Consider the following 23,819-nt stretch of genomic DNA (forward strand, 5'->3'; position numbering starts at 1 on the left):
CATAAGATTCATACACTACCCTTTTTATTATGATAACATTTTCGTCATAAGTATATGCGGAATGCCATCTTCCATAAATATATCAGAAGAAGTTTCATAACCTAATTTTTTATAAAATCCTTCAGCTTGTGTTTGCCCGTGTAGTTTCACTTTTGTAGCTTGTTCGTTACGAGCAATTTCTTCTAACGTTTGAATGATAACTTTACCTAATCCGTATGTACGATAATCTTTTAAAATGCAAATACGTTCTAATTTTCCGACGCCATCAACAAATCGTATACGCCCTGTACCTACAGGAAGCTCATTATAATAAACTAAAATATGTTTACATTGCTCTCCGATTTCATCGAATGTATCGAATTCATCTGAAAGAGGGACACCTTGTTCTTTTACAAATACTTCTTTTCGAATATGAAAGGCAGTTTCTAAATCAGCAAGTTCTGTTATAAGTTTGGATTGCAAAATGTTCAGTCCTTTCTAGTGTAATCAGCTTGTGTTTTCATAGTATATCATAATAAAGCGCTATTAAGAGGAGAACATACTAAAAAGCCAACTTTAAAAAGTTAGCTTTTATTACAATTCCTTTATCCCATTTTTAGCGCCGATAATTACTTTACTCGTCATACTTATAAACAACCCTGTTTCAACTACACCAGTAATCATTTTTAATTGAGTGTGTAAATGGGCAGGATTAGAAATATGATTAGGGAATATACAATCGATAATCATGTTATTGTTATCGGTTATATAGGTTTCATTATTTTTCAAACGTAATGTTGTTTGACATCCTAAAGACTGAATTTTATTTTCGGTTTGTTTCCATGAAAAAGGGATGATTTCAATAGGTAATGGAAAAGTACCTAAATGTGTTACAAGTTTCGATTCATCAGCAATGATAATTAGTTCTTTAGAGGAAGAGGCAACGATTTTTTCGCGAAGTAATGCACCGCCACCGCCTTTTATAAGTTGTAAATTTGAATCAATTTCATCCGCTCCATCAATTGTAAGATCAAGACTTTGTACGTCGTTTAACGAAATTAGGGGGATATTTAGTTGATGTGCTAATGCTTCAGTTTCTTTTGATGTCGGTACAGCTTGAAATGATAATCCTTCTTTTACACGCTCACCTAATTTTTGTATTGTCCAATATACAGTAGAACCTGTACCAAGCCCAATCTTCATGCCATCATTTACAAAGTTAGCGGCATATTCGCCAGCGAGCTGTTTTAAATTCATCGCTTTACTCCGCCGGACGCGGTCCGGCATCAAGACCTGAATTTTCAACTGTAAGTACCGGACGAACGACTATATCTTTATGTACACGCATTTGACAAGATAATCGTAAATGGTCTTCAATCCCTTTTTCCGTCATTGCATGTTTCTCATTCGCACTCGCTTCACAGAAATCACCTGCTAGTATTTCTACTCTACAAGTTGTGCAACGTGCATTCCCGCCACAACGATGAAGAATGTTGACACCGCTATCTTCAATTGCTAATACTAACTTCGTTCCTTCTTTTACATCAAATGTTCCCGCACCTTCAATTGTTAATTTTGGCAAATTTGTTCCTCCTCACGTAAAATTGTACATAACATATTTATGACCGCGAATTATTGAACATAAACATTATTTTTTTATATCCCCGTAACTTTTTTTTATGTTGAATCGTTTATTAAGTAAGCGCTGAAAAGGAGTGGTTATTTTGTGCACAAAAGTAACTCATGTTTTAAAGAACCGTATCGATATGAATCATTCAAATATAAACTTTTTAATTGAACAATATGGAGAGTTAAAAAGATATTGTACTTTTTTAACGAAAAACAAATGGGATGGGGAAGATCTCGCCCAAGAAACAGTGTGTAAAGTGCTTCAAAAATATAGAAATAAAGATATTTGTATGACACTCGTCTATAAAATAGCAAGAAATCGTTGGTTAGATCAGATGAAGTCTAAGTCTGTTCATGAAAAAATAAGAGAACAAATCACTTTTGAAGAACCACATGAGAACATTGCAGATTTGCATGAAATGGTAGGGAAAGTATTGTCTTCATTAAATGTACAGCAATCCGCAATTTTATTATTAAAAGATGTTTTTCAATATAGTATCGCTGATATTGCTAAAGTGTGTTCTGTATCAGAAGGTGCAGTGAAAGCTTCTTTATTTCGGAGTAGAAATAGGCTGAAAACTGTAAGTGAAGAAGGGGTCGAGATAGTCGAATTCACAGATGATATGGAAGTTGTAGTAACGTCTATTCGAGAAGAGAGACCGGAATTATTAACGAAACTGCTTCCGTCAATAGATTTTACTAAGTTACCATCTAAACAGCCAGTCTTATTATTTAATGTGAAACAACCTTCTTCCTACAGTTGTATGCTTTGCGCAGCATAACAAGTATTGGAGGGATTTAAAATGAATGCAATTCCATATGTAGTAGAACAAACAAAATTAGGAGAACGTTCCTATGATATATATTCAAGGTTATTAAAAGACCGCATTATTATTATCGGTTCAGAAATTAATGATCAAGTAGCGAGTAGTGTCGTAGCTCAATTATTATTTTTAGAAGCAGAAGATGCAGAGAAAGATATATTCTTATACATCAATAGCCCCGGCGGTTCAACGACAGCAGGTTTTGCAATATTAGATACGATGAATTTAATTAAACCAGATGTGCAAACGCTGTGCATGGGCTTTGCGGCATCATTTGGTGCATTGCTATTATTATCTGGAGCAAAAGGAAAACGGTTTGCGCTCCCTAACAGTGAAATTATGATTCATCAGCCGCTTGGTGGTGCACAAGGGCAAGCAACAGAAATTGAAATAACTGCGAAAAGAATATTAAAGTTAAAGCATGATATTAATAAAATGATTGCAGAAAAAACAGGCCAACCGATTGAAAGAGTAGCACATGATACAGAAAGAGATTATTTTATGACTGCAGAAGAAGCGAAGGAATATGGGATTGTAGACGATGTTGTTACGAAAAAATAAGATGAAAAAGGCTAGAGGACATATTAATTCTCTAGCCTTTTTATTAATCCTTTACCCATTCATCAACTAATGCTTGATTTTTTTTAATCCATTTTCGCGCAGCTTCTTCAGGATCTTTTGTTTTATTTAACATGACCATTAACGTACCGAGCTGTTCATCGTTCATTTTCCATTTATCAAAGTATTTTATAACATCTGGGTGATCTTTTTCGAAACCTTTACGAACGGAGTAATAAATGTCATCTTTTTCACCATATACTTTCTTAGGGTCTTTTAAATATTTCAAGTCAAATTCTGAAAAACCCCAATGCGGATTCCAAAGCGTAACAGCGATTGGTTTCTTTTTTGTATATGCTTTCTTTAGTTCACTCATCATCGCAGCTTCAGAGGATTGGACAAGTTTTAGTTTTATATCATATTCTTTCATTGCTTTATTCGTTAAATTCATAAGACTACTACCGGGTTCGATACCGACAATTTTATTATCTAGTTCATCTTTATGAGCATTTAAATCTTCGATACTGTTTATGTTTTTCATATAAGAAGGGACGACTAAACCTAGTCCAGTACCTTCGTACCATTTTGATTTTAAGACAATATCATCTTTATAACGATCGTTTAGCGGTTTATCTGTAACTGGTAGCCATACTTCTAAATTCGCATCAACATCGCCACGAGCAACACCAGTCCAAATTGCGGCTTTTTCTAAATACATAAGCTCAACTTTGTAGCCTTTTTCTTCTAATAAAACTTTCCACATGTTTGCAGTTGCAATATTTTCTTTCCAACTTGTTACACCAAGTTTAATTTTTCCTTTCGAATTTGCATTTGTTGCATTACATGAAGTGAAAATCATAGTAATAAATAATGCAAGGCATATAAACCAAATTTTCTTTCGCATCGAAAACCTCCTAAGTAACGTTTGCCTTATAAAATAAATGTATAAGTAAGCATTCTTATTATGAACGGAAACGAGAATTTTAAAGAAATCTTATGAATGTCATTTTTATGTAATATTTCTTTGTAAAATCGCAACACTATGTGAATAGATGGGTAGAAAAGGAGTAGTGACATGGATAATACAAAGGTGCGTGTTGAAAACGTAACAAAAGTATTCGGGAAACATCCGCAAAAAGCCCTTTCCTTATTGAAAGAAGGAAAAAGTAAATCGGAAATTTTAAAGGAGACAGGAATGAACGTTGGTGTGAAAAAAGCAACGTTTGAAGTATACTCTGGAGAAATTTTCGTTATTATGGGTTTGTCTGGTAGCGGGAAATCTACGCTAGTTCGTATGTTAAATCAATTGATTAAACCAACCGCAGGTCATATATACATAGATGGTGAAGACATCGCAACGATGGGAAAAGAAGAGTTACGGAGAGTAAGAAGAACGAAAATGAGTATGGTATTTCAGAAGTTCGCTCTATTTCCGCATCGTACGGTTATACAAAATGTTGCATATGGGTTAGAAATACAAGGAGTTCCGGTTGAAGAGCGAGAGAAAAAAGCGTTAGAATCGCTACAGTTAGTAGGACTCGATCATCATAAAGATAATTATCCAAGTCAACTTAGTGGTGGTATGCAGCAGCGCGTTGGAATCGCAAGGGCGCTAACGAATAATCCAGATGTATTACTAATGGACGAGTCATTCAGTGCATTAGATCCACTTATTCGAAAAGAAATGCAAGATGAATTGTTAGAGTTGCAAGATAAAATGGAGAAAACGATTATATTTATTACGCATGATTTAGATGAAGCGCTTCGAATTGGAGATCGTATCGCATTAATGAAAGATGGAGAAATCGTTCAAATTGGAACGCCAGAAGAAATTATGATGAGCCCCGCTAATGAATTTGTAGAAAAGTTTGTTGCGGACGTGAATTTAGGAAAAGTAATTACGGCGGAGTCTATTTTAAAACGACCAGAAACTTTATTAATTGATCGTGGGCCTCGTGTAGCCCTTCAAATTATGAGGAATGCTGGTGTTTCAACTGTATATGTTGTAAACAAAAAGTATGAGTTTTTAGGTATATTAACTGCGGATGATGCGAGTAAGGCAGTACAAAAACAGTGGCCGATTGCTGATTTATTACTTAATGATATTCCGCATGTGTATTTAGATACTTTACTGGAAGAGACGTATGCAAAAATGGCGGAGATGAAATATCCGTTACCAGTAATCGATGAGAAGAAAAGGCTAAGAGGAATTATTAAACGTGAAAGTGTCATTCAAGCTCTTGCAGGAAACATTGAGGAAGAGGTGAAAGACGATGAATAGTATACCGCGTATTCCATTAGGGGAATGGGTAGACTCATTTGTTGCAAGTTTATATGAGCACTTTGAAGGCTTATTCCGAGGATTCTCTTATATTATTGGTGGATTCGTTGATTTACTCACTAATTTTTTAATAATAATTCCTGCCATATTGATGATTATTATCTTATGTTTCCTCATTTGGTACACAACGAGAAAACTATCTTTAGTCATTTTTACGCTTATTGGATTATTATTTATTTTGAATATTAACTACTGGGCACAAACGATGCAAACATTGGCACTCGTACTTACGTCAGTTATTATTTCAATTATTGTCGGAATTCCAATTGGTATATTAGCATCTCAAAATGAACGTTTCTCAAAATTTTTAAAACCAACATTAGATTTTATGCAAACAATGCCTGCATTTGTATACCTTATTCCAGCGATCACATTTTTCGGAGTAGGTGTAGTACCTGGAATTATTGCATCAGTAATCTTTGCAATGCCACCGACAATTCGTTTTACTGACTTAGGAATTAGACAAGTTCCAGAAGATTTAATTGAAGCAGCGAATGCATTTGGATCCACTGCATCACAAAAACTATTTAAAGTACAATTACCACTTGCAACCGGAACGATTATGGCTGGTGTGAACCAAAGTATTATGCTTTCGTTATCGATGGTTGTAACAGCGTCACTTGTAGGAGCTCCTGGACTTGGAGTTGATGTATATCGCTCGGTAACACAAGTTAATATCGGAATGGGATTTGAAGCTGGATTAGCTATCGTAGTAATCGCAATTATATTAGACCGAATTACACAAGGGTTCCATACGAAAAGAAAATAATGACCAAAAAACACACTTTTATACTACAAAGTGTGTTTTTTATTGCATCCAGTTTACATACGAACGATAACAGAACCTCCAGCTGGTGCACAAACTTGGTTTTGCTGTTGTTCCATGGATTTAATTAATTGATTATTTTCTTCAATTAATGAGATTAATTTAGCTAACTGACTTTCAAGACTTGCGATGCGCTGCATCATATATTGTGAATCATGATGCAATGTATTCCTTAAAGGATGGGGGAATAAACATACTGTTGATTTATATTTGGATTCCAATGAGGATGCATTTGAATCGTTCCTCCTTCAATAAATTACGGATCTTTCTTATAGTAAATGCCTATATATATTTAATGGTTACTTGAAATTTTTTCATTATAAAAGGAGTATGTACAGAAAATGGAAAATATTATATATGAAGTTAAAGTGCATTTTTTGAAAAGATTCAAGCGAGATAGTGCGTATATTAATACATTTAAGTGAATGCATGTTGTTTAGGGAGAAATGATGGGAGGAGATGCAATTTTGGCTAAAAATAAAAAAAGAAATGATGCTTTGGCAATAGGTGTCGGTATAGGGGTTGTAATCGGTGTATTTCAAGGGCACTTTACAAATAATTTAATAATCGGAATTGTGATTGGGATTATAATTGGGATTGCGTTTTTGAAGAAATAATGAGATGTAAATTCATTTCAAAAATTGTTGTATCAAAAGAATGAAAATTCGGAATACGAAACCTGTTTTTCCTTTTTTTGTGCTATTATATATGAAAAGGAAGGTGATGGATATGTCAACAAACAATCAAATAGAACAAAACTGTTTCATTTGCGAAAAACATAAAGGAAATATTATAGTTCCAGGTGGAGCTATTTACGAAGATGAACTCGTTTACGTTGGACATGTCTACTGGGATAGTGAAGAAACATACCTAGGTTATGTAATGATAGATATAAAAAGACATGTACCTGGACTTGCTGAACTAACAGATGAAGAAGCGAAAGCGTTCGGACTTATAACAAGTAGAGTAAGTAAAGCGCTAAAAGAAAGCGAAGGTGCAGAGCATATTTACACTTTTGTTTCAGGAAATGGTGTACCACATATGCATATGCACATTATTCCACGTTATCCCAATACACCAAAAGAATTTTGGTCACCAACCGAAGTAGCGAAATGGACTGGTGCACCATATGGTGATGAAGAGAAAATAAAAAAACTATGCGAAAGAATACGTAAGTATATGGTAAATGAGTATGCATACAACAAATAATACACAATATTCATGGGTTGGAAATATAGAAATGTGTTTAGGAGAAATTTCAGTTAAGCAATATGGTGATATTGTACTTGGTAAATATGGCGGGAATATAAGTGCTGGAGCGAAAAAGAATGAAGATGGTGCATTAGTTTGGTCAAATGGTGAATGGGAATTTGCAGCTATATTAGATGGACATAATAGTGCAGAAAGTGTTGATTTAGTAGTAAATACAATCGAAAAAGAATATGAAAATATAAGCGTAATTTTGAATGAACCAATTGATACAGTATTTCAGTCTGTTGAAAATCATATACTTACAATTTTTCAGTCATCTTCATTTAAGGAAAAGTGCAAAAGAATACAAGGTGAAACAGCTTGCTTACTATGTGTAAGAAAAGAAAATTATATATGGTGGCTTTCTATTGGTGATTGTTTAGTTTATGTATTTCACGAAGAGTTACATAAGTTAGGACAATATGCATTAAATCAACGTCATTTTTACGAATGGATTGGAAATGTAAACACATTTGATTTACCTGTTCCTTGTTATTCATCAGGTATTCGTGAATTACGTACTGGAAAGAACCGAATTGTAATGGTTACAGATGGAATATTAGAGTGCGGGGAACGACACTATGAAACACCATTAAATCTGTATAATGATATGAATAGAAATATAATAGAGCTTGAAGAAAGTGTTCATCATGTATTAGAGCACGTTCATCATCAATTCGGACGGGATAGTGCAACAATTATTAGTTGGGACGTTGAAAACAAAGAGAATGCTACGTATCCGAGTGATCAGCCGGATAAAAGGTAAAGGAGGAGACATCACTGTTTTTAGTTAAAGTAATTTTATTAGTATTATGGATCATATTTGTAGTTATTTTGGAAAAAGTAGTGAGAAAAAAATTAAATATACCGAAACAAACTGCCTGGAATAGTAAATATGTAAACAACTTTCATAAATGGGGCACTAGGGCTCTTATTATTTCTTATATAATTGTTACGATGATATGTGCTACTTTAAATCCCGTTTATATTAGTAATTTACCCATTTTATTTTTAATAACTTTATACTGCTTTCAATCATTTATGGAGTGGAAATTTAATAAAGAATCGAGGGAATATGTCATTTCTTTAGGGACAGTTCCATTATTAATAATAACAGGAATTATGTTTAATCTCTTCTTTTATAGTTATTGGATTTAATCATATGTGGAATGAACGGAGTGACAAAATGAAAATACCTAAATTACGTGCTGAAGTAATGATTGTAAACGACGAACATTCAAAAGTACTAGTACAATGTGATGAGAATGAATCATTTTATCGTTTTCCAGGTGGCTCTATTGAATTTGGTGAAACGTCAAAAGAAGCAATAATTCAAGAGTTAATAGAAGAATACGATTTGAAAGTTGATGTTCAAGAGTTAGCAATTGTAAATGAACATATTTTTGAGTGGGGCAACGAAAATGGTCATCATTGTACATTGATACATTGGGGGACTGTTGAAAAAATCATTACAAATGAAATAAGGCATAAAGAGCATGAGGATATTATATTAATTTGGAAAAGTCTAGAGGAATTACAGGAGAAGCCGACATATCCTGAAGGCATCATAAGTTATTTAGAAGGGGATAACCGTAATATAGTCCAATTTATTTCAAGTAATTAAATGAAATAATAGGAGGGGTGAAAATGGGAGCTTCTACTTTTTGGATTATAATTATTGTTTTTTGTATAGCTGTCTACTTTCTCGATAAGTTTTTAAGAAAAAAATTGAATATGCCCAAGGGTGGTTTTTGGGGATATAAGAAACATGTAAATAGTTTACATAAAAAATTGGAAATAGGACTACTTTTTATTTATTTAATAACTAGCTTTATATTTATCTTTAAATTTGAAAGTGTTAATATCGCTTATGTCATTTTTTCTTATTTAGGTGGGACGTTAATCTTAAGAGCATTGATGGAATGGAAGTATGATAAAGAATCGAAAGAATATATATTTTCGGTAATTGGGGTATTCACGTTTATTTTTATGACTTCGATACTATTTTACTTCTTTCCACCTGCTGTATAATAAAAATTTGATAGTACAAATAATGAAATAACTAATAAGCAAGAAACCATTTACTACTAAATGGTTTCTTGTTTATTTAAGCATTTATTTTAGTTAATATAGATGTAATGAAATTAGTTTTATCCTCTGCATACTTATGTTTATCAGTAGGATTAGCTTGTGAAAGTTGAATCTTTAACTGTTCATACTGCATGCGTGCAGTTTTATTGTCTATTAAGTAATCACGAAATTGCAATTGTTCTATTAAATATGTATTCCCTTGTTCATACATATGAATTTGATGAGTTCTTGGTTCACCTTTATTAAAGTAGTATCTTTCGGGTAATACTTCTTTTCTATATTTATAGTTTAGTAGTTCTAACTTTTTAATACAATGTATACCGTCCGTATAATTTTCTAATTCAATTGCTATATCAATAATTGGCTTTGCACTTAAATATGGAATAGAAGTACTACCAATATGGTGTATCGCTAAAATATGTTCGCCAATTTGTTCCTCAATGATTTGTTTCTCTTTCATAAACTCAATTTCCCATTCTTCAGTCCACGGCACTAAAAACACTTCCCCATACGGTAAACCTAACATTTAATTAGCACCTCTTTCAAAATAGTTTTCAAAAAGTTTATTACATCTTCTTAAAGCTTCTCAAAACAAGGTATTCCCACAATCTCCAAGGAAGAATCTTCTTCGTAAAGATCATAAATTTTACACCTTTTCCAATAGGATATCGTAAAGTAGTACGCTTTTTTTCAGCAATTTCAACGATTTTATTAGCAACATCTATCGGATTACCAAATGTATCACTACCGCTATTAATATGTTTTTGTATTTTATCCATATATTCTTTGTAAGGAGATGTTGTATCAGATTGGTTTTCAGCTAGTTGTTTACCAACCTCCCAAATATTTGTGTTGTAAGAACCAGGTTCAATTAAAGCGACATCTATTCCGAAAGGTTTTAATTCTAAGCGAAGCGATTCACTCCAGCCTTCTAATGCATATTTTGAAGATACATAAGGAGATAAACCAGGAAATCCAACTTGGCCGCTAATGCTGCTTATATTAATGATTTTTCCGCTTCTTTGTTCTCTCATATATGGTAAAACAAGCTGAGTGATTGATATAGCTCCAAAAAGGTTCGTTTCAAATTGCTTTCGATATTCGTCTACTGGGATTTCTTCTACAAAGCCCCCATTTGCATATCCTGCATTATTTATAAGGAGATCTATTCTATTAATTTCTTTTAAAAACAATTGGAAATTATGTATAGAATTTTGATCTGTTACATCTAATTGTTGAACTTTTATATTGTGCTGTAAGTTAAGTTGAGTAACTTGGGATAGTAAGGTTCCTTGTTTTTCAAGGTTTCGCATTGTAGCGATAACTAAATAATCTTTTTTTGCGAGTTCGAGTGTAGTTAATAGTCCAAATCCACTTGAGGCTCCAGTAATTATTGCGATTTTTTTATTCATTTTTCGCCAGCTTTCTTTTTCTTTTATCATAACGAGTTATGATAAGAAAATCTATTATTCTTACATTCAGTATGAAATGAATTTGTATGTAAAAAAGGAGATTATAGGGAATCAGCGTATATAGAGTAGTGTATATTAATATGATAATGAAATGAGGGAAGAAAAATGGTCCATGTAAAAGCTGTATTAGCAGATCAGCTATTAGCGAATGCAAATGATCCCAGTTGGTATATGCCATTTTCAGATGCAGTTAAGGATTTATCTGAGAGGGAAGCTTTCTGGAAACCGAATGAAGAGAGTAATAGTATAGCTGAAATCGTACAACATTTACTGTATTGGAACTCTACGTGGCAAACTAGGTATAAAGAATCAAATGTGAATGCAGTACCCGCTATAGGAGATAATAACAAAAGTTTTATGCTCTCAGATAATCAAACTTTCGATGAATTACGGGAAAAACTACTAGAAAAACTGTTACAATGGCAAAATCTCATAAATGAAGAAAAGGTTGAAAGTGATGTAGTGGGATTTCCTGTTTCTGCAAAGTGGTGGGAAGTGCTAGCGAATGTAACAACTCATAATGCATATCATATTGGTCAAATTATTTACATCCGAAAATTACAGAAGAGCTTTGATAATGAATAAAGTAACAATTCTCTTATTAAGGGAACAAAAGTGGACAAAACGAGACAAACGTCTCATTTTGTCCACTTTTTTATTGTTTAAAGATAGAGAAAACCTATTAAAACAAGGATTCGAAATTGGCACAATACTTGCAATATAAAAGACGAACAAGAAAATAGGAGGGTTGGACATGTTAAAAACAACTGAAAGTAAAGGGAATGAAATTACGAAAGAACAAGCTCGTTGGATGTACGAAAAAATGTTAGAGATTCGTAAGTTTGAAGATAAGGTGCATGAATTGTTCGCGCAAGGCGTTTTGCCAGGTTTCGTTCATTTATACGCAGGTGAAGAAGCGGTAGCAGTTGGTGTATGTGCCCACTTAACGGATAGTGACAGTATTACAAGTACACATAGAGGTCATGGACATTGTATCGCAAAAGGTTGTGATTTAAATGGTATGATGGCTGAACTTTTCGGGAAAGCGACAGGATTATGTAAAGGAAAAGGCGGTTCCATGCATATTGCCGATTTAGATAAAGGAATGCTAGGTGCGAATGGCATTGTAGGCGGCGGTTTCCCACTTGCTTGCGGTTCAGCATTAACAGCTAAATATAAAGGAACAAAAGATGTAAGTGTTTGCTTCTTCGGTGACGGAGCAAATAATGAAGGGACATTTCATGAAGGGGTTAATTTAGCGGCGATTTGGAAGTTACCAGTTATTTTTATCGCAGAAAATAACGGTTACGGTGAAGCAACTACATTTGAATATGCTTCAAGTTGTGATTCTATTGCTGATCGTGCAAAAGCTTATAATATTCCAGGTGTTCAAGTAGATGGAAAAGATCTTCTAGCTGTATATAAAGCTGCTGCAGAAGCAGTGGAACGTGCACGTAATGGTGATGGTCCAACAATTATTGAATGTATGACATATCGTAATTATGGTCATTTCGAAGGTGAAGCACAAACATATAAAACATCAGAAGAAAAAGAAGAACATTTAAACGAAAGAGATGCAATTGTGAATTTCCGTAAGCATTTAATTCATGAAGGTTTATTAACGGAATCTGAACTTGTTGATATGGAAAAAGCAGTAGATGATGCAGTACAAAGATCCATTGAATTTAGTGAAAATAGTCCATACCCAGACGATGAAGAATTATTAAAAGATGTATACGTTTCTTACAAATAAGAGGAGGGTGAAAAATTATGACTAGAACAGTAAGTATGTCAACTGCAATTAATGAAGCAATGAAAATCTCAATGCGTCGTGATGAAAATGTAATTTTAATAGGTGAAGACGTTGCAGGCGGTGCACAAGTTGATCACCTGCAAGATGATGAAGCTTGGGGCGGTGTGCTTGGTGTTACGAAAGGACTTGTACAAGAGTTTGGCCGAAATCGTATATTGGATACACCAATTTCTGAAGCGGGTTATATGGGAGCTGCGATGGCCGCTGCTGCAACTGGGTTACGTCCGATAGCTGAGTTAATGTTTAATGATTTTATCGGTAGTTGTCTTGACCAAGTATTAAACCAAGGTGCGAAATTCCGTTATATGTTTGGAGGTAAAGCAAAAGTACCCGTTACAGTACGTACGATGCATGGCGCTGGTTTTAGTGCAGCAGCTCAACATTCACAAAGTTTGTACGCATTATTTACGAGCATACCAGGTATTAAAGTTGTTGTTCCTTCCACACCGTATGATGCAAAAGGCTTATTATTAGCGGCAATTGAAGATGATGATCCAGTAATCTTCTTTGAGGATAAAACACTTTACAATATGAAAGGTGAAGTGCCAGAAGGATACTATACAATTCCATTAGGAAAAGCAGATATTAAACGGGAAGGTTCTGATGTAACAATTGTCGCAATCGGAAAGCAAGTTCATACAGCGCTTGCAGCTGCAAAGCAATTATCGAAAAAGGGGCTTGAAGTAGAAGTAATTGATCCACGATCTTTATCACCGCTTGATGAAGATACTATTTTATCATCTGTTGAAAAAACAAATCGTCTTATCGTCATTGACGAAGCGAATCCTAGATGTAGTATTGCAACAGATATTGCGGCAATTGTAGCGGATAAAGGTTTTGATTTGTTAGATGCACCTATTAAACGAATTACAGCACCACATACACCCGTTCCGTTCTCACCACCACTTGAAAAGTTGTATTTGCCAACGCCAGAAAAAGTAATTGAAACTGTATCAGAAATGATCGGAGACCAATCTTTATTACATGTGTAATAAAACGATGAGAAGGGAGAGAGAGACATGGCTGTAGAAGTTGTAATGCCGAAGTTAGGTATGGCGATGAAAGAAGGTATTATTACGAGCTGGAATATTAAAGCAGGCGATAATGTAGCAAAAGGAGAACTAATTGCTAGTATTAATTCAGAAAAAATTGAAACGGAAATTGAAGCGCCAGCTGATGGTACGGTACTTGATATAGCTGTAAGTGAAGATGAAGGAGTGCCGCCTGGTACTGTAATTTGCTACATCGGTAAACCGAATGAAAAGGTAGAAATGCAGGAAAGCACACATGTTGTAGAAGAAAAAACATCTAATATAGAAGTACAAAATGTACAAAATCAAGAAGCAAATGGGAAAGAAGTATCGAAGCAAAGAATTAAAATTTCACCTGTAGCCAAGAAAATTGCAAAGTCTGAAAATCTGGATATCAAAGCATTAGTTGGTACAGGTCCTGGCGGAAGGATTACAAAGGCAGATGTATTAAAAGTACTTGAGGTAAGAGTAAACGTTCCGGAAATATCTGAACGAGAAGAAAGTAAAGCGATTCCTGTTACTGGTATGCGTAAAGCAATCGCAAATCGTATGCACGCAAGCTTACAAAATAGCGCACAATTAACGTTAACGATGAAAGTAGATGTAACAGATTTAGTTGCTTTACATAAAGAAATAGCGGAAGTTGTACAAAAAAGATATGATAATAAATTAACTATTACGGATTTCGTCTCGCATGCTGTTGTATTAGCACTTGGGGAGCATAAAGAAATGAACAGCGCTTATATAGATGATGCAATTCATCAATTTGAACATGTGCATTTAGGCATGGCAGTCGCATTAGAAAAAGGGTTAGTCGTTCCAGCTATTCGCTTTGCAAATAATTTATCTTTAGTAGAGTTGTCTAAAGAGATTAAGAATGTGGCACAAAAGGCACGAGCAGGTAGCTTAAGTAGTGATGATATGCACGGAACGACATTTACAATTAGTAATTTAGGTAGCTTTGGTATTGAATATTTCACACCGGTATTAAATACACCTGAAACTGGTATTTTAGGTGTAGGTGCAATTGAACATGTTCCTGTATTTAAAGGGAAAAAATTAAGAAAAGGAAGTATGTTACCTTTAAGTTTAACATTCGATCATCGTGTATTAGACGGTGCACCAGCAGCTGCATTTTTACGCACAATTAAACATTATTTAGAAGAACCTATAACAATTCTTTTATAAAGAGAAGGTGAGAGAATGAGTAAATTAGTTGTTATTGGGGGCGGACCTGCTGGCTATGTAGCAGCAATTACCGCGGCTCAAAATGGCAAAGATGTCACTCTTATTGATGAAGCTGACCTTGGCGGAACATGTTTAAATGTTGGGTGTATGCCGACGAAATCACTGTTAGAAAGTGCTGAAGTACATGACATTGTGAGAAAAGCGAATGATTATGGGGTTACGCTTAATACAGGAAGTATATCAATTGATTGGGATCAAATACAGGCGAGGAAATCACAAATCGTAATGCAACTCGTCCAAGGAATACAATATTTAATGAAGAAAAATAAAATTAAAGTTGTAAAAGGAAAAGCGAAATTCGAAACGGATCATCGTATGCGAGTTATACAAGGAAATAAAGAAGAAGTAGTTGATGGAGAGAGCTTTATTATCGCAGCTGGTTCCGAACCTACAGAATTACCATTCGCTCCGTTTGAGGGGAAATGGATTTTAAATAGTAGCCATGCCATGTCTCTTGAGAGTGTACCATCTTCATTGTTAATCGTTGGTGGTGGTGTAATAGGATGCGAGTTTGCAAGCATTTATAGTAGACTTGGCACAAAAGTATCGATAGTTGAAATGGCACCGCAATTAATACCTGGTGAAGATGAAGATATCGCGAATACTTTAAGAGAGAAATTAGAAAAAGATGGGGTGAAAATTTTTACGGGAGCAGTTTTAAAAGGTTTAAATAACTATAAGAAGCAAGCTTCATTTGAATACGAGGGAATTACTCATGAAGTAACTCCAGAATTTGTTCTTGTTTCTGTAGGAAGAAAACCACGAGTGCAACAATTAGGATTAGAAAAGGCAGGGGTTCAGTTTTCAAATAAAGGGATTGCTGTGAATGAACATATGCAAACGAACGTATCGCATATTTACGCAGCTGGTGATGTGATCGGTGGAATTCAGCTTGCTCATGTTGCCTTCCATGAAGGAACGACAGCAGCATTACACGCAAGCGGAGAAGACGTGAAAGTAAATTATCACGCTGTGCCCCGTTGTATATACACAGCTCCAGAAATAGCTAGTGTCGGGTTAAGTGAAAAAGGTGCAAGAGAACAATATGGTGATATTCTCATCGGAGAATTTCCTTTTACAGCGAACGGAAAAGCTCTTATTTTAGGAGAACAAGTAGGTAAAGTAAAAGTCATTGTAGAACCTAAATACCAAGAAATTGTAGGGATTTCTATTATCGGTCCTCATGCAACTGAACTTATTGGTCAAGGAACCGTAATGATTCATACAGAAGTTACCGCTGATATAATGAGAGATTATATTGCAGCACACCCTACTTTATCAGAAGCAATTCATGAAGCGTTAATGCAAGCGGTAGGACATGCTGTACATGCTTAAATGGAAATATAATAAACCACTATTCTCTAAACAAATAAGAGAATAGTGGTTTGATTTTTTATTAATAGAATATCTTATTATTTTTTAATTTCAATCGCTGAAGTAATATCGTTCCAATCAGGAGCTAAATTAGCAGTTTTACCATACCAATCAGCGTGTTTAAATATAACACCTTTTCCTAATCCTTGTGTAGAAGTATGCTCCCAAAGTGTCGTTGAATAACTTGCAGAAGGTGACGCTGTACTTACAGAAGAAATTCTGTCATTCCAGCTAGATGGTAAGTTTTTAAAGCCGCTGCTCCAGTATATATATTGGCCACCTTTATCTTTATGTTCATAAAAATCAGTACTACCAGCACCGCTACCTAAAGGATAAATATTATTTTTAATTGCTTTTTTATCCTTTTCAATATACGCATCTAATGTTTCGCGGCTAGTAAAACCATAAGCTAGCCAATCTCCATTTTCATTTTGCTCTGGTAATACCATAGTAATTTGGATATCTTTCTTATCCTGATCACTTAATTTTGCAAATGAATTAACATTTTGTTCATCCACTTTTAAATAATCAAATGACTTAATTGTGTTACTTTTTTCTTCAGCACTTACTGCACCTAGTCCTCCAGTTAATGCAAAACCCGCTACTAATGTCCCTGCTACTAATTTCTTCAACATATAACCATCCCTTTTTGTTTGAATTTTTGTACAGGTGAATCTTGTACAGCTAAAATGTATTCTAATTTTATACTTTTGTAAATATTCTGAAGTTTTAGAAATAATAGGCGGAATATTTACATTTTTACATTATTTCTTTAGAAAAAATAGTTATTGGAATGATATAATAAGTGGATATATTGTTTTTACTGGATGTAAAGATATTTTAGGAGAGGTGTCATTGAAATATTTTACTAGAGAATGGTATAAAAAAATGCAAGTTTTAGAATTTGTAAGTTTTATAGAGTCTATAAAAGAATGGTCGGAAATGGATATACAAAGTTTAAAGGAAGAAATAGAGGAAAGGAAAATAGATTTATTAAAATTCCTTCCTGAATCGATATACTCAATTATACAAAACATAACAATTAATTCAGAATACCCATCAGGTGAACTGAAAAAACTTATGCAAGAGTGGACAACAGATTATGAGAAAAGAATGGCACAATTAGATCAATCATACGTAGAATATTTTAATTCCATTGAGAAAAAACTTCCGTCAAATGTCGCTCAGTTACACAAGACATCACTACACGATAGTGTAATTAAAGTAATAAAGAGAGAATCAGAAGATACTTTGTCTATCGTATTAGATTGCAGTGGTACTTTTAGTGAATTTGATAAACTTGAAGTAACCTTTATAGGAGTAACAAAGTGTTCTATGCAGGAAAACTTTGACAGTGCTTGGTGGCTATATCATGAAATAGCTCTTACTGAAGATGGTTTTGAACTAGGTGTTTTATTTGACTCTCCATTTAGAGAAGTGACGATTTGCGCAGCAGATGTATTACTTGTGAAGAAATAATGTTGTATGGAGTATTACAAACGTTTGACATAATAAAAAAATAAAGTTATTGTAGATACATGAAGTCTACAATAGGAGCTGTACTATGAAATATTCTAAAGCTACAAATTATGCTCTTCATACAATGCTTTTTCTGGCAAAGGCCACACCAAATAAGTTAGTTAGTGTTCACCAATTAGCAGAAATGCAAAATGTTTCACCAACGTACTTGTCTAAAATACTAACTAAGTTGACGAAGGAAGGGATGATACACTCATCATCTGGTCCAAAGGGCGGTTACTCGCTTAGTAAGAATTGGGAAGATATTTCATTTTTAGATATTATACATGCAATTGAAGGCAAAACATCATTGTTTGACTGTTGTTTACATGACAAACCTGGATGTTTAATTAATGAGGCAATGCTCGCAGCAGAAGAGAAAATGGAAGAAGAGTTAAGAAATCAAAAAATCGTAGATCTTGCGAAAAAAATAAAAGTGGATTTTTAATCTGCTTTTATTTTTAAAGTAATTAAGGATAAAAAGGCTCTTTAATATCTTTGATTGTAGTTAGAAAATGATATGAAGAAGGAGAGAAGATGATGAATAATTTTTGGAATGATCGATATAAATCAGATGAATATTTTTACGGGGAAGAACCTAATACATTTATTAAAGAACAAGCATTTCGTTTAGCAAATCACAATAAAGTAATAGCATTTGCGGAGGGAGAAGGTAGAAATGCTGTATTTCTAGCAAGACAAGGGAACGAAGTAACAGCTATTGATTATTCGGAAGATGGATTAGAAAAGACAAAAAAATTGGCAGAGAAGCATAACGTAAACGTGCATACAAAAAAAGTAGATTTATTAGCTGATAGTTTGCCAGAAAATGAATATGATGCAGCAATTATGGTATTTGGACATTTTCATGATGATTATAAAAAAATGATATTAGGTAAAATGATACAAACGATAAAGCCTGGTGGATTAATTATGTTTGAAGTTTACTCAAAAAAACAAATAAACTATGGTACTGGTGGACCAAAAGATGTTGATATGCTGTATGATCCAATTGATATCCTTACTTGGTGTGAAGAACATAAGGTAATTCATTTCTTTAATGGAGAACAAAAGCGAGTTGAAGGGAAAGGGCACACTGGTTTAGCTGATGTTATTCAAGTTGTTATTAGAAAATTAATATAAGTGTTAATGAAAGTGTTAAATGTATGAATGTAAAAAGACCAGTCGTATAAGACTGGTCTTTCTATTTAGATACTAAATTATCAAGCTTCCAATATGTATTTGTTAACGGCGCAGCTTTGCTATCTATGTATAAATACATATTATTTAAATCTTTTGGTGAAGTTTTCAGTTCAAACACAATGTCAGTAGTTAATGAGAATTCGTGTGGAACATTTTTATAGTGCTCGTCATCTATCGGATGAGCTTCACCTTCATATTTCTCACCAGTTTTTTCATCTTGTATGAAATATTTTATTTCCGAGAGGTCAATAGTTTGTCCATCGTCTCGAACATTATTAATCATAACACGAGTAGTAAGGCGTCGCTCTTCGTCTATTTTTTCAAACTTTGCATTTTCAACTGTCGCTCTATAGTATTCGTTTTTAACTATTTCTCCATAATGCATTGCATTCTTTTCGAGAGCGCTCTTTTCTTGTTTTGATGTAGTATTGCTATTACATCCTGTTAATATTCCTGTAAATAATAATGCTGTACAAGTTACTTTAATTAAAGAGTTCATAGAAATTCCTTTCTGTATTAAAAAGTAAAACATAGGAATAATTTTACAACAATAAGGAAATAAATAGAAGCCTTTTAGTAAAATATGCAAATGTACATTTATCCGGTGTTTGAGTTAATAAAATGGAAAAAATGGGGGGAACCTGCATAAAAACGGAAGAAAAAGGATTGAAAATATTGTAAAACGGAAGAAACGTGCATATAATTAACATAAAGTTTAAATTTCTGAATCTTCAATAATGGTGGTGGCAACATGTTTACTGAAGAACGTCGAGAGAACATTTTAGAATTGCTTAAGAAAGATGGAAGAGTAATCGCAAAGGATCTTGCGGAAAGGTTCGATATGTCTATCGATTCTATAAGAAGAGATTTGTCTATTATGGAGAAGGAAGGGTTATTAAAAAGAACCCATGGGGGTGCAATTGAACTTGCACGAGTGAGAAACTTAGCTGTGGAACCAGCTAAGCGTTATAGTGATAGTTCAATATATGAGGACACAATCGCAAAAGTTGCGGCATCTTATATAAAAGAAGATGATTCAATTTTTATTGGTGGGGCTTCCATTCATTATGCACTGCTAAAATATTTACCGGAAGTATCATGTACGGTTATTACGAATTCTATAGAAATAGCTGGTCATCTAAGAGATTATAAGAACATTGATACGTATTTAATTGGCGGAAAAGTAAAACCTTCAGGAAATATTACTGATACACTTGCCTCTGAATTGATAAGTAGATTTTCTATTGATCTTTATTTCTCTACAGGTGGAGGTATTTCATTAGAAGGTATAAGTACAGCAACACCTGAAGTTGCTTATTTTAGTAAAAGAGTAAGTGAAATTGCTAGAAGAAATATTTGTTTAGCTCCGCATAATAAACTTGGAATAGATTGTTTTATAAGAGGAGAGTCTCTAAAAGAAATTGACCTTATTATAACTGACGAAGAGGCTAGTAAAGAAACTGTTCAAGACTTTGAGAAACAAGGTAAACAAGTTGTAATAGCACCAGTATACTCATTTGAAAGGAGTTTGACATGATTATAAAAGAGCAAGAGTTTCATATAAATGGATTAACTTATACAATTCGTTCTGCAGCTGAGAAAGATGCTGACCAGTTATCGAAAATTAGAGTTCAGATTGATGGAGAAACTGAAAATATGGATAGAGATGCTGGAGAGGGATTTATAGATAATCTAGGATTTCAAAAAATAATAAAAACAGATAGTGAAGAGACGAAGAATCTCTTTTTAGTTGCAGAAGTGCACAATCGAATCGTTGGATTTTCAAGGTGTGAAGGATCAAATTTTAAGAGATTATCTCATAAAGTGGAGTTTGGCGTTTGCATTTTAAAAGAGTTTTGGGGATATAAAATGGGTAAGAGCCTATTACAACAATCTATTAAATGGGCTGACGAAAATGCAGTAAATAAAATATCTTTACAAGTATTAGAGATAAACGAGAAAGCTATTCATCTTTATAAAAAATTAGGTTTTGAAGTAGAAGGCGTTTTGAAAAATGACAAAAGACTATCGGACGGAAAGTATTATAATACGGTAGTGATGGGAAGGTTTACTGATACTTTTCATAAAAGAGGTGAAGAAGTATGTTTTACAGAAGGAAGTACTATGTAGTGAAAAATGAATTCATAGAAGTATTTAATGATCATTTCAATAACACGAACTTACCTAATCAATTAAAGCATGGTTCTAAGCTAATAGGACGCTGGATGAAAGATAATAAGAATGGTACGTCTGAAGTATTTGCCATATGGGAATATGATAGTTATGAACAGTATAAAGAAATAGAATCGAAAATTAGAAGTGACGAGAGGCATATTAGAAGAATACATGAATGGTATGAAAACCATGGCGGGAAAGAATATGTTTTACAGGAGTACATAGTAGAGATGAAAAATGAAGAGTTAGTATGTACTGTAAAGTAATAGAGGGGTGAGGGATAATAGGAATGAAAACAAAATTATATTTTAGTTTAGCATCCACTATTTTATTTGCAATAGCCGTGATTGTTTTCTTTATAAACGGTAATCCACAAAAGTGGTTTTGGTTATGTATTTTCTTTGCTTCCATTATACAAAATATAGTGCTACTAAAAAAGAATAAAGAAGTGCATTAAGATATTCAAATTATTAACATATTTGTGTCGTCTTTCTAGTTTTATTGAAAACGCTTTTATTCAGTTTTATAATAAAAGTATGTTTTTACAGATCTCCAAAACAATGAATAGGGAGATGATACAATGTTAGCTTCACCGTTTTACTTACATACATGGAAAAAGTTTATTAATGAAGGAGTCCTTGATTCGAAACGTATAAACGAAAGAATTTCAGAGTCATGGCATCGATGTAAACAAGCAAATGTGAATCCTCACATGAATAAAGGTCAGAAAATTTTGTCTTCTATTTTTTTTCAAGATCAAAAGAAAAAGAGTGAAATCTTCCTAGATATCGCAATCCCTCAAATACAAAATATGAGAAAAACCATTGATGAACTACAAATGATGGCATTATTAATCGATCCAGATGGTTATGTTCTATCGTTAAGTGGAAATAAACAAACGTTAAAGCGAGCGAAACATATTAATTTTATTGAAGGTGTAAAATGGACGGAAGCAGCTGTGGGGACAAACGCAATAGGAACAGCGCTAGAAATTGAAGAAGCTATTATGATAAGTGGTACTGAACATTACTCCGTGTTATCTCATAGCTGGAGTTGTGCGGCTGCTCCCATTCATAATGATGACGGGAAATTAATTGGTGTTCTAGATTTCTCCTGTCCAATTGAATTTTCGCATCCATATATGCTCGGTATGGTAACTTCAATTGCACATGCGATAGAACGTGAATGTAGCATAAGAGTTCATCAAAATGAATTACACTTAATTCATCGTTTTTTAGATGTCATTGATAGTGATGAACAAGTAGTTATTTGTAATCATCGTGATGTTATCGTTTCTGCGAGTAAGAGCGTTCGTGAACGAATAAATAATTGGTCAAGAATGAAACTTGAAGAGTTAATGCACCATGGATTAGAAACTAAATTAGAGATACCAGCATATAGTAATGAAAGAATGATTGGGAAATGTATGTATTTAAAGGAAAACGAACAAATGAATACATATTCTGCTCTCACATTTATAAAAGGAATTACTTTTCCAGGAGTTACTGGGACAAGCAGAGCATTTCAACACACACTAGAAGAAATTAAGCTTGTTTCAACGACTGATGCTAGTGTGTATGTATGTGGTGAGACAGGAGTGGGAAAGGAATATGTCGCGAGAGCGATTCATGAAAATAGTCCAAGAAAAGACGGACCCTTTATAGCTGTTAACTGCGGTTCTTTGCCTAAAGAATTAATGGAAAGTGAATTGTTCGGTTATGCTGAAGGTGCGTTTACAGGTGCGCGACGTCAAGGATATAAAGGGAAATTTGAACAAGCGAATGGAGGAACACTGTTTTTAGATGAAATTGGCGAAGTACCACCAGAGATGCAAGTAGCCTTATTGCGTGTTTTACAAGAACGCACAATAACTCCAATAGGAAGTTCAAAAGAGGTACCAGTAAATATTCGTATTATTACTGCCACACATAAAGATTTACTAAGGTTAGTAGAAGAAGGAAAATTCCGTCAAGATTTATATTATCGTTTGCACGTTTATCCGTTATATGTTCCATCGTTAATAGAAAGAAAAGAGGATATCCCATATTTTATACAACACTTTTGCGAACAGAAGAATTGGAATGTTGTATTTCCGAAGAGTATTTGCAATCAATTTTTACAACATACATGGCCCGGAAATATTCGAGAACTAGTAAATGCATTAGAACGCATTTACATTTTGTCGCAAGGACGGGAAATATGCGAAAAACAAGTCGCTCTTTTGATACAAACAATGATGGGAAATCAACAACAACTTGAGTTACAAGTTGAAAATAAAACCGAACATACATTGAATTTTCGCGAAAAAATACAGCGTGATAGCATGATTGAAGCATTACAAAAGACAAACGGAAATGTTTCATTAGCTGCAAAACTATTAGATGTACCCCGTAGTACATTTTATAAACGAATGCAAAAATATAAGTTATAAAGTAGATTTTTGTAATCTACTTTTTCTTTGTGGGCTCATGTTCTGTCGGAATGTG

The 23,819-nt window shown here is 33.9% G+C and carries 31 protein-coding genes and 1 pseudogene; 23 read left to right on the forward strand and 9 right to left on the reverse strand.

All coding sequences use genetic code 11. The features are described 5' to 3' along the window. Positions 1-27: 27 nt before the first annotated feature. The 3 genes from CQ064_RS22395 to CQ064_RS22405 all read right to left on the reverse strand — a co-directional run bounded on the left by CQ064_RS22395 (position 28) and on the right by CQ064_RS22405 (position 1,561). Positions 28-462, reverse strand: coding sequence for a GNAT family N-acetyltransferase (locus tag CQ064_RS22395; protein ID WP_001190870.1), 435 nt, complete (start codon positions 460-462; stop codon positions 28-30). Between the two features lie 111 nt (positions 463-573). Beyond that, positions 574-1,236: a ribose 5-phosphate isomerase A gene (gene rpiA, locus CQ064_RS22400; protein WP_001049982.1), complete on the reverse strand. Its 663-nt coding sequence runs from the start codon at positions 1,234-1,236 to the stop codon at positions 574-576. A 4-nt stretch (positions 1,237-1,240) separates the two neighbouring features. Beyond that, on the reverse strand, positions 1,241-1,561 hold the full coding sequence (locus CQ064_RS22405) for a 2Fe-2S iron-sulfur cluster-binding protein (protein WP_001125388.1): 321 nt from the start codon (positions 1,559-1,561) through the stop codon (positions 1,241-1,243). Positions 1,562-1,703: 142 nt separating this feature from the next. Here CQ064_RS22405 and CQ064_RS22410 point away from each other — a divergent pair, with 142 nt between their 5' ends. Together CQ064_RS22410 and clpP are read left to right on the forward strand one after the other, a co-directional pair. Continuing rightward, the gene (locus CQ064_RS22410) at positions 1,704-2,390 is read left to right on the forward strand and encodes an RNA polymerase subunit sigma-70 (RefSeq protein ID WP_000337521.1); all 687 of its coding nucleotides are present in this window, start codon (positions 1,704-1,706) and stop codon (positions 2,388-2,390) included. A gap of 21 nt (positions 2,391-2,411) precedes the next feature. Further along, the gene (gene clpP / locus CQ064_RS22415) at positions 2,412-2,993 is read left to right on the forward strand and encodes an ATP-dependent Clp endopeptidase proteolytic subunit ClpP (RefSeq protein ID WP_000991612.1); all 582 of its coding nucleotides are present in this window, start codon (positions 2,412-2,414) and stop codon (positions 2,991-2,993) included. Between the two features lie 43 nt (positions 2,994-3,036). Here the strand turns inward: clpP and CQ064_RS22420 are convergent, their stop codons facing one another. Further along, positions 3,037-3,894 (reverse strand): glycine betaine ABC transporter substrate-binding protein, encoded by an 858-nt coding sequence (locus CQ064_RS22420; RefSeq protein WP_001227615.1) that lies wholly within the window; start codon positions 3,892-3,894, stop codon positions 3,037-3,039. Between the two features lie 171 nt (positions 3,895-4,065). Here CQ064_RS22420 and CQ064_RS22425 point away from each other — a divergent pair, with 171 nt between their 5' ends. Together CQ064_RS22425 and CQ064_RS22430 are read left to right on the forward strand one after the other, a co-directional pair. Beyond that, positions 4,066-5,271: a quaternary amine ABC transporter ATP-binding protein gene (locus CQ064_RS22425; RefSeq protein WP_000370603.1), complete on the forward strand. Its 1,206-nt coding sequence runs from the start codon at positions 4,066-4,068 to the stop codon at positions 5,269-5,271. Continuing rightward, a complete protein-coding gene (locus CQ064_RS22430) occupies positions 5,264-6,100 on the forward strand; it encodes an ABC transporter permease (RefSeq protein ID WP_001084752.1) in 837 nt (278 codons plus the stop codon). Before CQ064_RS22425 ends, CQ064_RS22430 begins: the two co-directional genes overlap by 8 nt. A gap of 53 nt (positions 6,101-6,153) precedes the next feature. On the opposite strand, the pseudogene CQ064_RS33180 reads toward CQ064_RS22430, so the two are convergent. After that, a pseudogene (locus CQ064_RS33180) lies at positions 6,154-6,389 on the reverse strand (hypothetical protein). A gap of 217 nt (positions 6,390-6,606) precedes the next feature. Here CQ064_RS33180 and CQ064_RS22440 point away from each other — a divergent pair. The 6 genes from CQ064_RS22440 (at position 6,607) to CQ064_RS22465 (ending at position 9,439) form a co-directional block, all read left to right on the forward strand. Next, positions 6,607-6,774 carry a glycine zipper domain-containing protein gene (locus CQ064_RS22440; protein ID WP_000508400.1) on the forward strand — a complete coding sequence of 56 codons (168 nt, stop codon included), beginning with the start codon at positions 6,607-6,609 and terminating at the stop codon, positions 6,772-6,774. 91 nt (positions 6,775-6,865) lie between these two features. Next, complete coding sequence (locus tag CQ064_RS22445) at positions 6,866-7,366, forward strand: HIT family protein (protein WP_003291689.1); 501 nt, start codon at positions 6,866-6,868, stop codon at positions 7,364-7,366. Continuing rightward, complete coding sequence (locus CQ064_RS22450) at positions 7,344-8,174, forward strand: PP2C family serine/threonine-protein phosphatase (protein WP_015055144.1); 831 nt, start codon at positions 7,344-7,346, stop codon at positions 8,172-8,174. The genes CQ064_RS22445 and CQ064_RS22450 overlap by 23 nt, the downstream gene beginning before the upstream one ends. Positions 8,175-8,242: 68 nt before the next feature. Then, positions 8,243-8,566 (forward strand): DUF4181 domain-containing protein, encoded by a 324-nt coding sequence (locus CQ064_RS22455; protein WP_003274417.1) that lies wholly within the window; start codon positions 8,243-8,245, stop codon positions 8,564-8,566. A gap of 4 nt (positions 8,567-8,570) precedes the next feature. After that, entirely contained in the window at positions 8,571-9,032 is a 462-nt protein-coding gene (locus CQ064_RS22460; protein ID WP_003270727.1) for an NUDIX domain-containing protein, read from the forward strand. 23 nt (positions 9,033-9,055) lie between these two features. Beyond that, complete coding sequence (locus CQ064_RS22465) at positions 9,056-9,439, forward strand: DUF4181 domain-containing protein (protein ID WP_000501284.1); 384 nt, start codon at positions 9,056-9,058, stop codon at positions 9,437-9,439. 76 nt (positions 9,440-9,515) lie between these two features. On the opposite strand, the gene CQ064_RS22470 is transcribed toward CQ064_RS22465, so the two are convergent. Together CQ064_RS22470 and CQ064_RS22475 are read right to left on the reverse strand one after the other, a co-directional pair. Then, positions 9,516-10,025: a GrpB family protein gene (locus CQ064_RS22470; RefSeq protein WP_000901177.1), complete on the reverse strand. Its 510-nt coding sequence runs from the start codon at positions 10,023-10,025 to the stop codon at positions 9,516-9,518. Positions 10,026-10,065: 40 nt separating this feature from the next. Beyond that, entirely contained in the window at positions 10,066-10,911 is an 846-nt protein-coding gene (locus CQ064_RS22475; protein ID WP_001034792.1) for an oxidoreductase, read from the reverse strand. Positions 10,912-11,076: 165 nt separating this feature from the next. On the opposite strand from CQ064_RS22475, the gene CQ064_RS22480 reads away from it, so the two are divergent. Genes CQ064_RS22480 through lpdA form a run of 6 tightly spaced genes read left to right on the forward strand, consistent with a single transcriptional unit; the run spans position 11,077 to position 16,398 of the window. After that, positions 11,077-11,556 (forward strand): DinB family protein, encoded by a 480-nt coding sequence (locus CQ064_RS22480; protein ID WP_000233778.1) that lies wholly within the window; start codon positions 11,077-11,079, stop codon positions 11,554-11,556. Next, the gene (locus tag CQ064_RS33715; RefSeq protein ID WP_001045412.1) at positions 11,549-11,695 is read left to right on the forward strand and encodes a hypothetical protein; all 147 of its coding nucleotides are present in this window, start codon (positions 11,549-11,551) and stop codon (positions 11,693-11,695) included. Before CQ064_RS22480 ends, CQ064_RS33715 begins: the two co-directional genes overlap by 8 nt. 30 nt (positions 11,696-11,725) lie before the next feature. Further along, positions 11,726-12,724 carry an acetoin:2,6-dichlorophenolindophenol oxidoreductase subunit alpha gene (acoA, locus tag CQ064_RS22485; protein ID WP_000921277.1) on the forward strand — a complete coding sequence of 333 codons (999 nt, stop codon included), beginning with the start codon at positions 11,726-11,728 and terminating at the stop codon, positions 12,722-12,724. A gap of 17 nt (positions 12,725-12,741) precedes the next feature. Then, complete coding sequence (gene acoB / locus CQ064_RS22490) at positions 12,742-13,776, forward strand: acetoin:2,6-dichlorophenolindophenol oxidoreductase subunit beta (protein WP_000198898.1); 1,035 nt, start codon at positions 12,742-12,744, stop codon at positions 13,774-13,776. A 27-nt stretch (positions 13,777-13,803) separates the two neighbouring features. Then, entirely contained in the window at positions 13,804-15,003 is a 1,200-nt protein-coding gene (locus tag CQ064_RS22495) for a dihydrolipoamide acetyltransferase family protein (protein WP_000257775.1), read from the forward strand. A 15-nt stretch (positions 15,004-15,018) separates the two neighbouring features. Continuing rightward, the gene (gene lpdA, locus CQ064_RS22500; protein WP_000041185.1) at positions 15,019-16,398 is read left to right on the forward strand and encodes a dihydrolipoyl dehydrogenase; all 1,380 of its coding nucleotides are present in this window, start codon (positions 15,019-15,021) and stop codon (positions 16,396-16,398) included. A 77-nt stretch (positions 16,399-16,475) separates the two neighbouring features. Here the strand turns inward: lpdA and CQ064_RS22505 are convergent, their stop codons facing one another. Beyond that, positions 16,476-17,072, reverse strand: coding sequence for a hypothetical protein (locus CQ064_RS22505; protein ID WP_000914435.1), 597 nt, complete (start codon positions 17,070-17,072; stop codon positions 16,476-16,478). Positions 17,073-17,292: 220 nt separating this feature from the next. Between CQ064_RS22505 and CQ064_RS22510 the strand changes: the two genes are divergently transcribed. The 3 genes from CQ064_RS22510 to CQ064_RS22520 all read left to right on the forward strand — a co-directional run bounded on the left by CQ064_RS22510 (position 17,293) and on the right by CQ064_RS22520 (position 19,098). Next, a complete protein-coding gene (locus CQ064_RS22510) occupies positions 17,293-17,916 on the forward strand; it encodes a DUF4085 domain-containing protein (protein ID WP_000873450.1) in 624 nt (207 codons plus the stop codon). A gap of 85 nt (positions 17,917-18,001) precedes the next feature. Next, positions 18,002-18,403 (forward strand): Rrf2 family transcriptional regulator, encoded by a 402-nt coding sequence (locus tag CQ064_RS22515; protein ID WP_000877649.1) that lies wholly within the window; start codon positions 18,002-18,004, stop codon positions 18,401-18,403. 89 nt (positions 18,404-18,492) lie between these two features. Further along, entirely contained in the window at positions 18,493-19,098 is a 606-nt protein-coding gene (locus CQ064_RS22520; RefSeq protein WP_003270732.1) for a class I SAM-dependent methyltransferase, read from the forward strand. Between the two features lie 61 nt (positions 19,099-19,159). Here the strand turns inward: CQ064_RS22520 and CQ064_RS22525 are convergent, their stop codons facing one another. After that, positions 19,160-19,657 (reverse strand): hypothetical protein, encoded by a 498-nt coding sequence (locus CQ064_RS22525; RefSeq protein WP_001086651.1) that lies wholly within the window; start codon positions 19,655-19,657, stop codon positions 19,160-19,162. A 252-nt stretch (positions 19,658-19,909) separates the two neighbouring features. Between CQ064_RS22525 and CQ064_RS22530 the strand changes: the two genes are divergently transcribed. From CQ064_RS22530 to CQ064_RS22550, 4 genes are all read left to right on the forward strand, one after another. Further along, positions 19,910-20,695: a DeoR/GlpR family DNA-binding transcription regulator gene (locus CQ064_RS22530; protein WP_000493654.1), complete on the forward strand. Its 786-nt coding sequence runs from the start codon at positions 19,910-19,912 to the stop codon at positions 20,693-20,695. Then, positions 20,692-21,288, forward strand: coding sequence for a GNAT family N-acetyltransferase (locus CQ064_RS22535; protein ID WP_000584318.1), 597 nt, complete (start codon positions 20,692-20,694; stop codon positions 21,286-21,288). Before CQ064_RS22530 ends, CQ064_RS22535 begins: the two co-directional genes overlap by 4 nt. Continuing rightward, positions 21,261-21,599, forward strand: a complete 339-nt coding sequence (locus CQ064_RS22540; RefSeq protein ID WP_000499988.1) for an NIPSNAP family protein — start codon at positions 21,261-21,263, stop codon at positions 21,597-21,599. The genes CQ064_RS22535 and CQ064_RS22540 overlap by 28 nt, the downstream gene beginning before the upstream one ends. Before the next feature lie 314 nt (positions 21,600-21,913). Further along, positions 21,914-23,764 carry a sigma-54-dependent Fis family transcriptional regulator gene (locus CQ064_RS22550; protein WP_000881393.1) on the forward strand — a complete coding sequence of 617 codons (1,851 nt, stop codon included), beginning with the start codon at positions 21,914-21,916 and terminating at the stop codon, positions 23,762-23,764. Positions 23,765-23,819 lie beyond the last annotated feature (55 nt).

The sequence above is a fragment of the Bacillus sp. MYb78 genome, assembly GCF_002975115.1.
Classification (GTDB): Bacteria; Bacillota; Bacilli; order Bacillales; family Bacillaceae_G; genus Bacillus_A; species Bacillus_A cereus.

Excerpts from the sequence above, each read along its gene's own strand:
- rpiA (WP_001049982.1), bottom strand. The coding sequence starts at position 1,236 with ATGAATTTAAAACAGCTCGCTGGCGAATATGCCGCTAACTTTGTAAAT.
- clpP (WP_000991612.1), top strand. The coding sequence starts at position 2,412 with ATGAATGCAATTCCATATGTAGTAGAACAAACAAAATTAGGAGAACGT.
- CQ064_RS22420 (WP_001227615.1), bottom strand. The coding sequence starts at position 3,894 with ATGCGAAAGAAAATTTGGTTTATATGCCTTGCATTATTTATTACTATG.
- CQ064_RS22425 (WP_000370603.1), top strand. The coding sequence starts at position 4,066 with ATGGATAATACAAAGGTGCGTGTTGAAAACGTAACAAAAGTATTCGGG.
- CQ064_RS22430 (WP_001084752.1), top strand. The coding sequence starts at position 5,264 with ATGAATAGTATACCGCGTATTCCATTAGGGGAATGGGTAGACTCATTT.
- CQ064_RS22440 (WP_000508400.1), top strand. The coding sequence starts at position 6,607 with ATGGGAGGAGATGCAATTTTGGCTAAAAATAAAAAAAGAAATGATGCT.
- CQ064_RS22445 (WP_003291689.1), top strand. The coding sequence starts at position 6,866 with ATGAAAAGGAAGGTGATGGATATGTCAACAAACAATCAAATAGAACAA.
- CQ064_RS22450 (WP_015055144.1), top strand. The coding sequence starts at position 7,344 with ATGAGTATGCATACAACAAATAATACACAATATTCATGGGTTGGAAAT.
- CQ064_RS22460 (WP_003270727.1), top strand. The coding sequence starts at position 8,571 with ATGTGGAATGAACGGAGTGACAAAATGAAAATACCTAAATTACGTGCT.
- CQ064_RS22465 (WP_000501284.1), top strand. The coding sequence starts at position 9,056 with ATGGGAGCTTCTACTTTTTGGATTATAATTATTGTTTTTTGTATAGCT.
- CQ064_RS22470 (WP_000901177.1), bottom strand. The coding sequence starts at position 10,025 with ATGTTAGGTTTACCGTATGGGGAAGTGTTTTTAGTGCCGTGGACTGAA.
- CQ064_RS22475 (WP_001034792.1), bottom strand. The coding sequence starts at position 10,911 with ATGAATAAAAAAATCGCAATAATTACTGGAGCCTCAAGTGGATTTGGA.
- CQ064_RS22480 (WP_000233778.1), top strand. The coding sequence starts at position 11,077 with ATGGTCCATGTAAAAGCTGTATTAGCAGATCAGCTATTAGCGAATGCA.
- CQ064_RS33715 (WP_001045412.1), top strand. The coding sequence starts at position 11,549 with ATGAATAAAGTAACAATTCTCTTATTAAGGGAACAAAAGTGGACAAAA.
- acoA (WP_000921277.1), top strand. The coding sequence starts at position 11,726 with ATGTTAAAAACAACTGAAAGTAAAGGGAATGAAATTACGAAAGAACAA.
- acoB (WP_000198898.1), top strand. The coding sequence starts at position 12,742 with ATGACTAGAACAGTAAGTATGTCAACTGCAATTAATGAAGCAATGAAA.
- CQ064_RS22495 (WP_000257775.1), top strand. The coding sequence starts at position 13,804 with ATGGCTGTAGAAGTTGTAATGCCGAAGTTAGGTATGGCGATGAAAGAA.
- lpdA (WP_000041185.1), top strand. The coding sequence starts at position 15,019 with ATGAGTAAATTAGTTGTTATTGGGGGCGGACCTGCTGGCTATGTAGCA.
- CQ064_RS22505 (WP_000914435.1), bottom strand. The coding sequence starts at position 17,072 with ATGTTGAAGAAATTAGTAGCAGGGACATTAGTAGCGGGTTTTGCATTA.
- CQ064_RS22515 (WP_000877649.1), top strand. The coding sequence starts at position 18,002 with ATGAAATATTCTAAAGCTACAAATTATGCTCTTCATACAATGCTTTTT.
- CQ064_RS22520 (WP_003270732.1), top strand. The coding sequence starts at position 18,493 with ATGATGAATAATTTTTGGAATGATCGATATAAATCAGATGAATATTTT.
- CQ064_RS22525 (WP_001086651.1), bottom strand. The coding sequence starts at position 19,657 with ATGAACTCTTTAATTAAAGTAACTTGTACAGCATTATTATTTACAGGA.
- CQ064_RS22530 (WP_000493654.1), top strand. The coding sequence starts at position 19,910 with ATGTTTACTGAAGAACGTCGAGAGAACATTTTAGAATTGCTTAAGAAA.
- CQ064_RS22535 (WP_000584318.1), top strand. The coding sequence starts at position 20,692 with ATGATTATAAAAGAGCAAGAGTTTCATATAAATGGATTAACTTATACA.
- CQ064_RS22540 (WP_000499988.1), top strand. The coding sequence starts at position 21,261 with ATGTTTTACAGAAGGAAGTACTATGTAGTGAAAAATGAATTCATAGAA.
- CQ064_RS22550 (WP_000881393.1), top strand. The coding sequence starts at position 21,914 with ATGTTAGCTTCACCGTTTTACTTACATACATGGAAAAAGTTTATTAAT.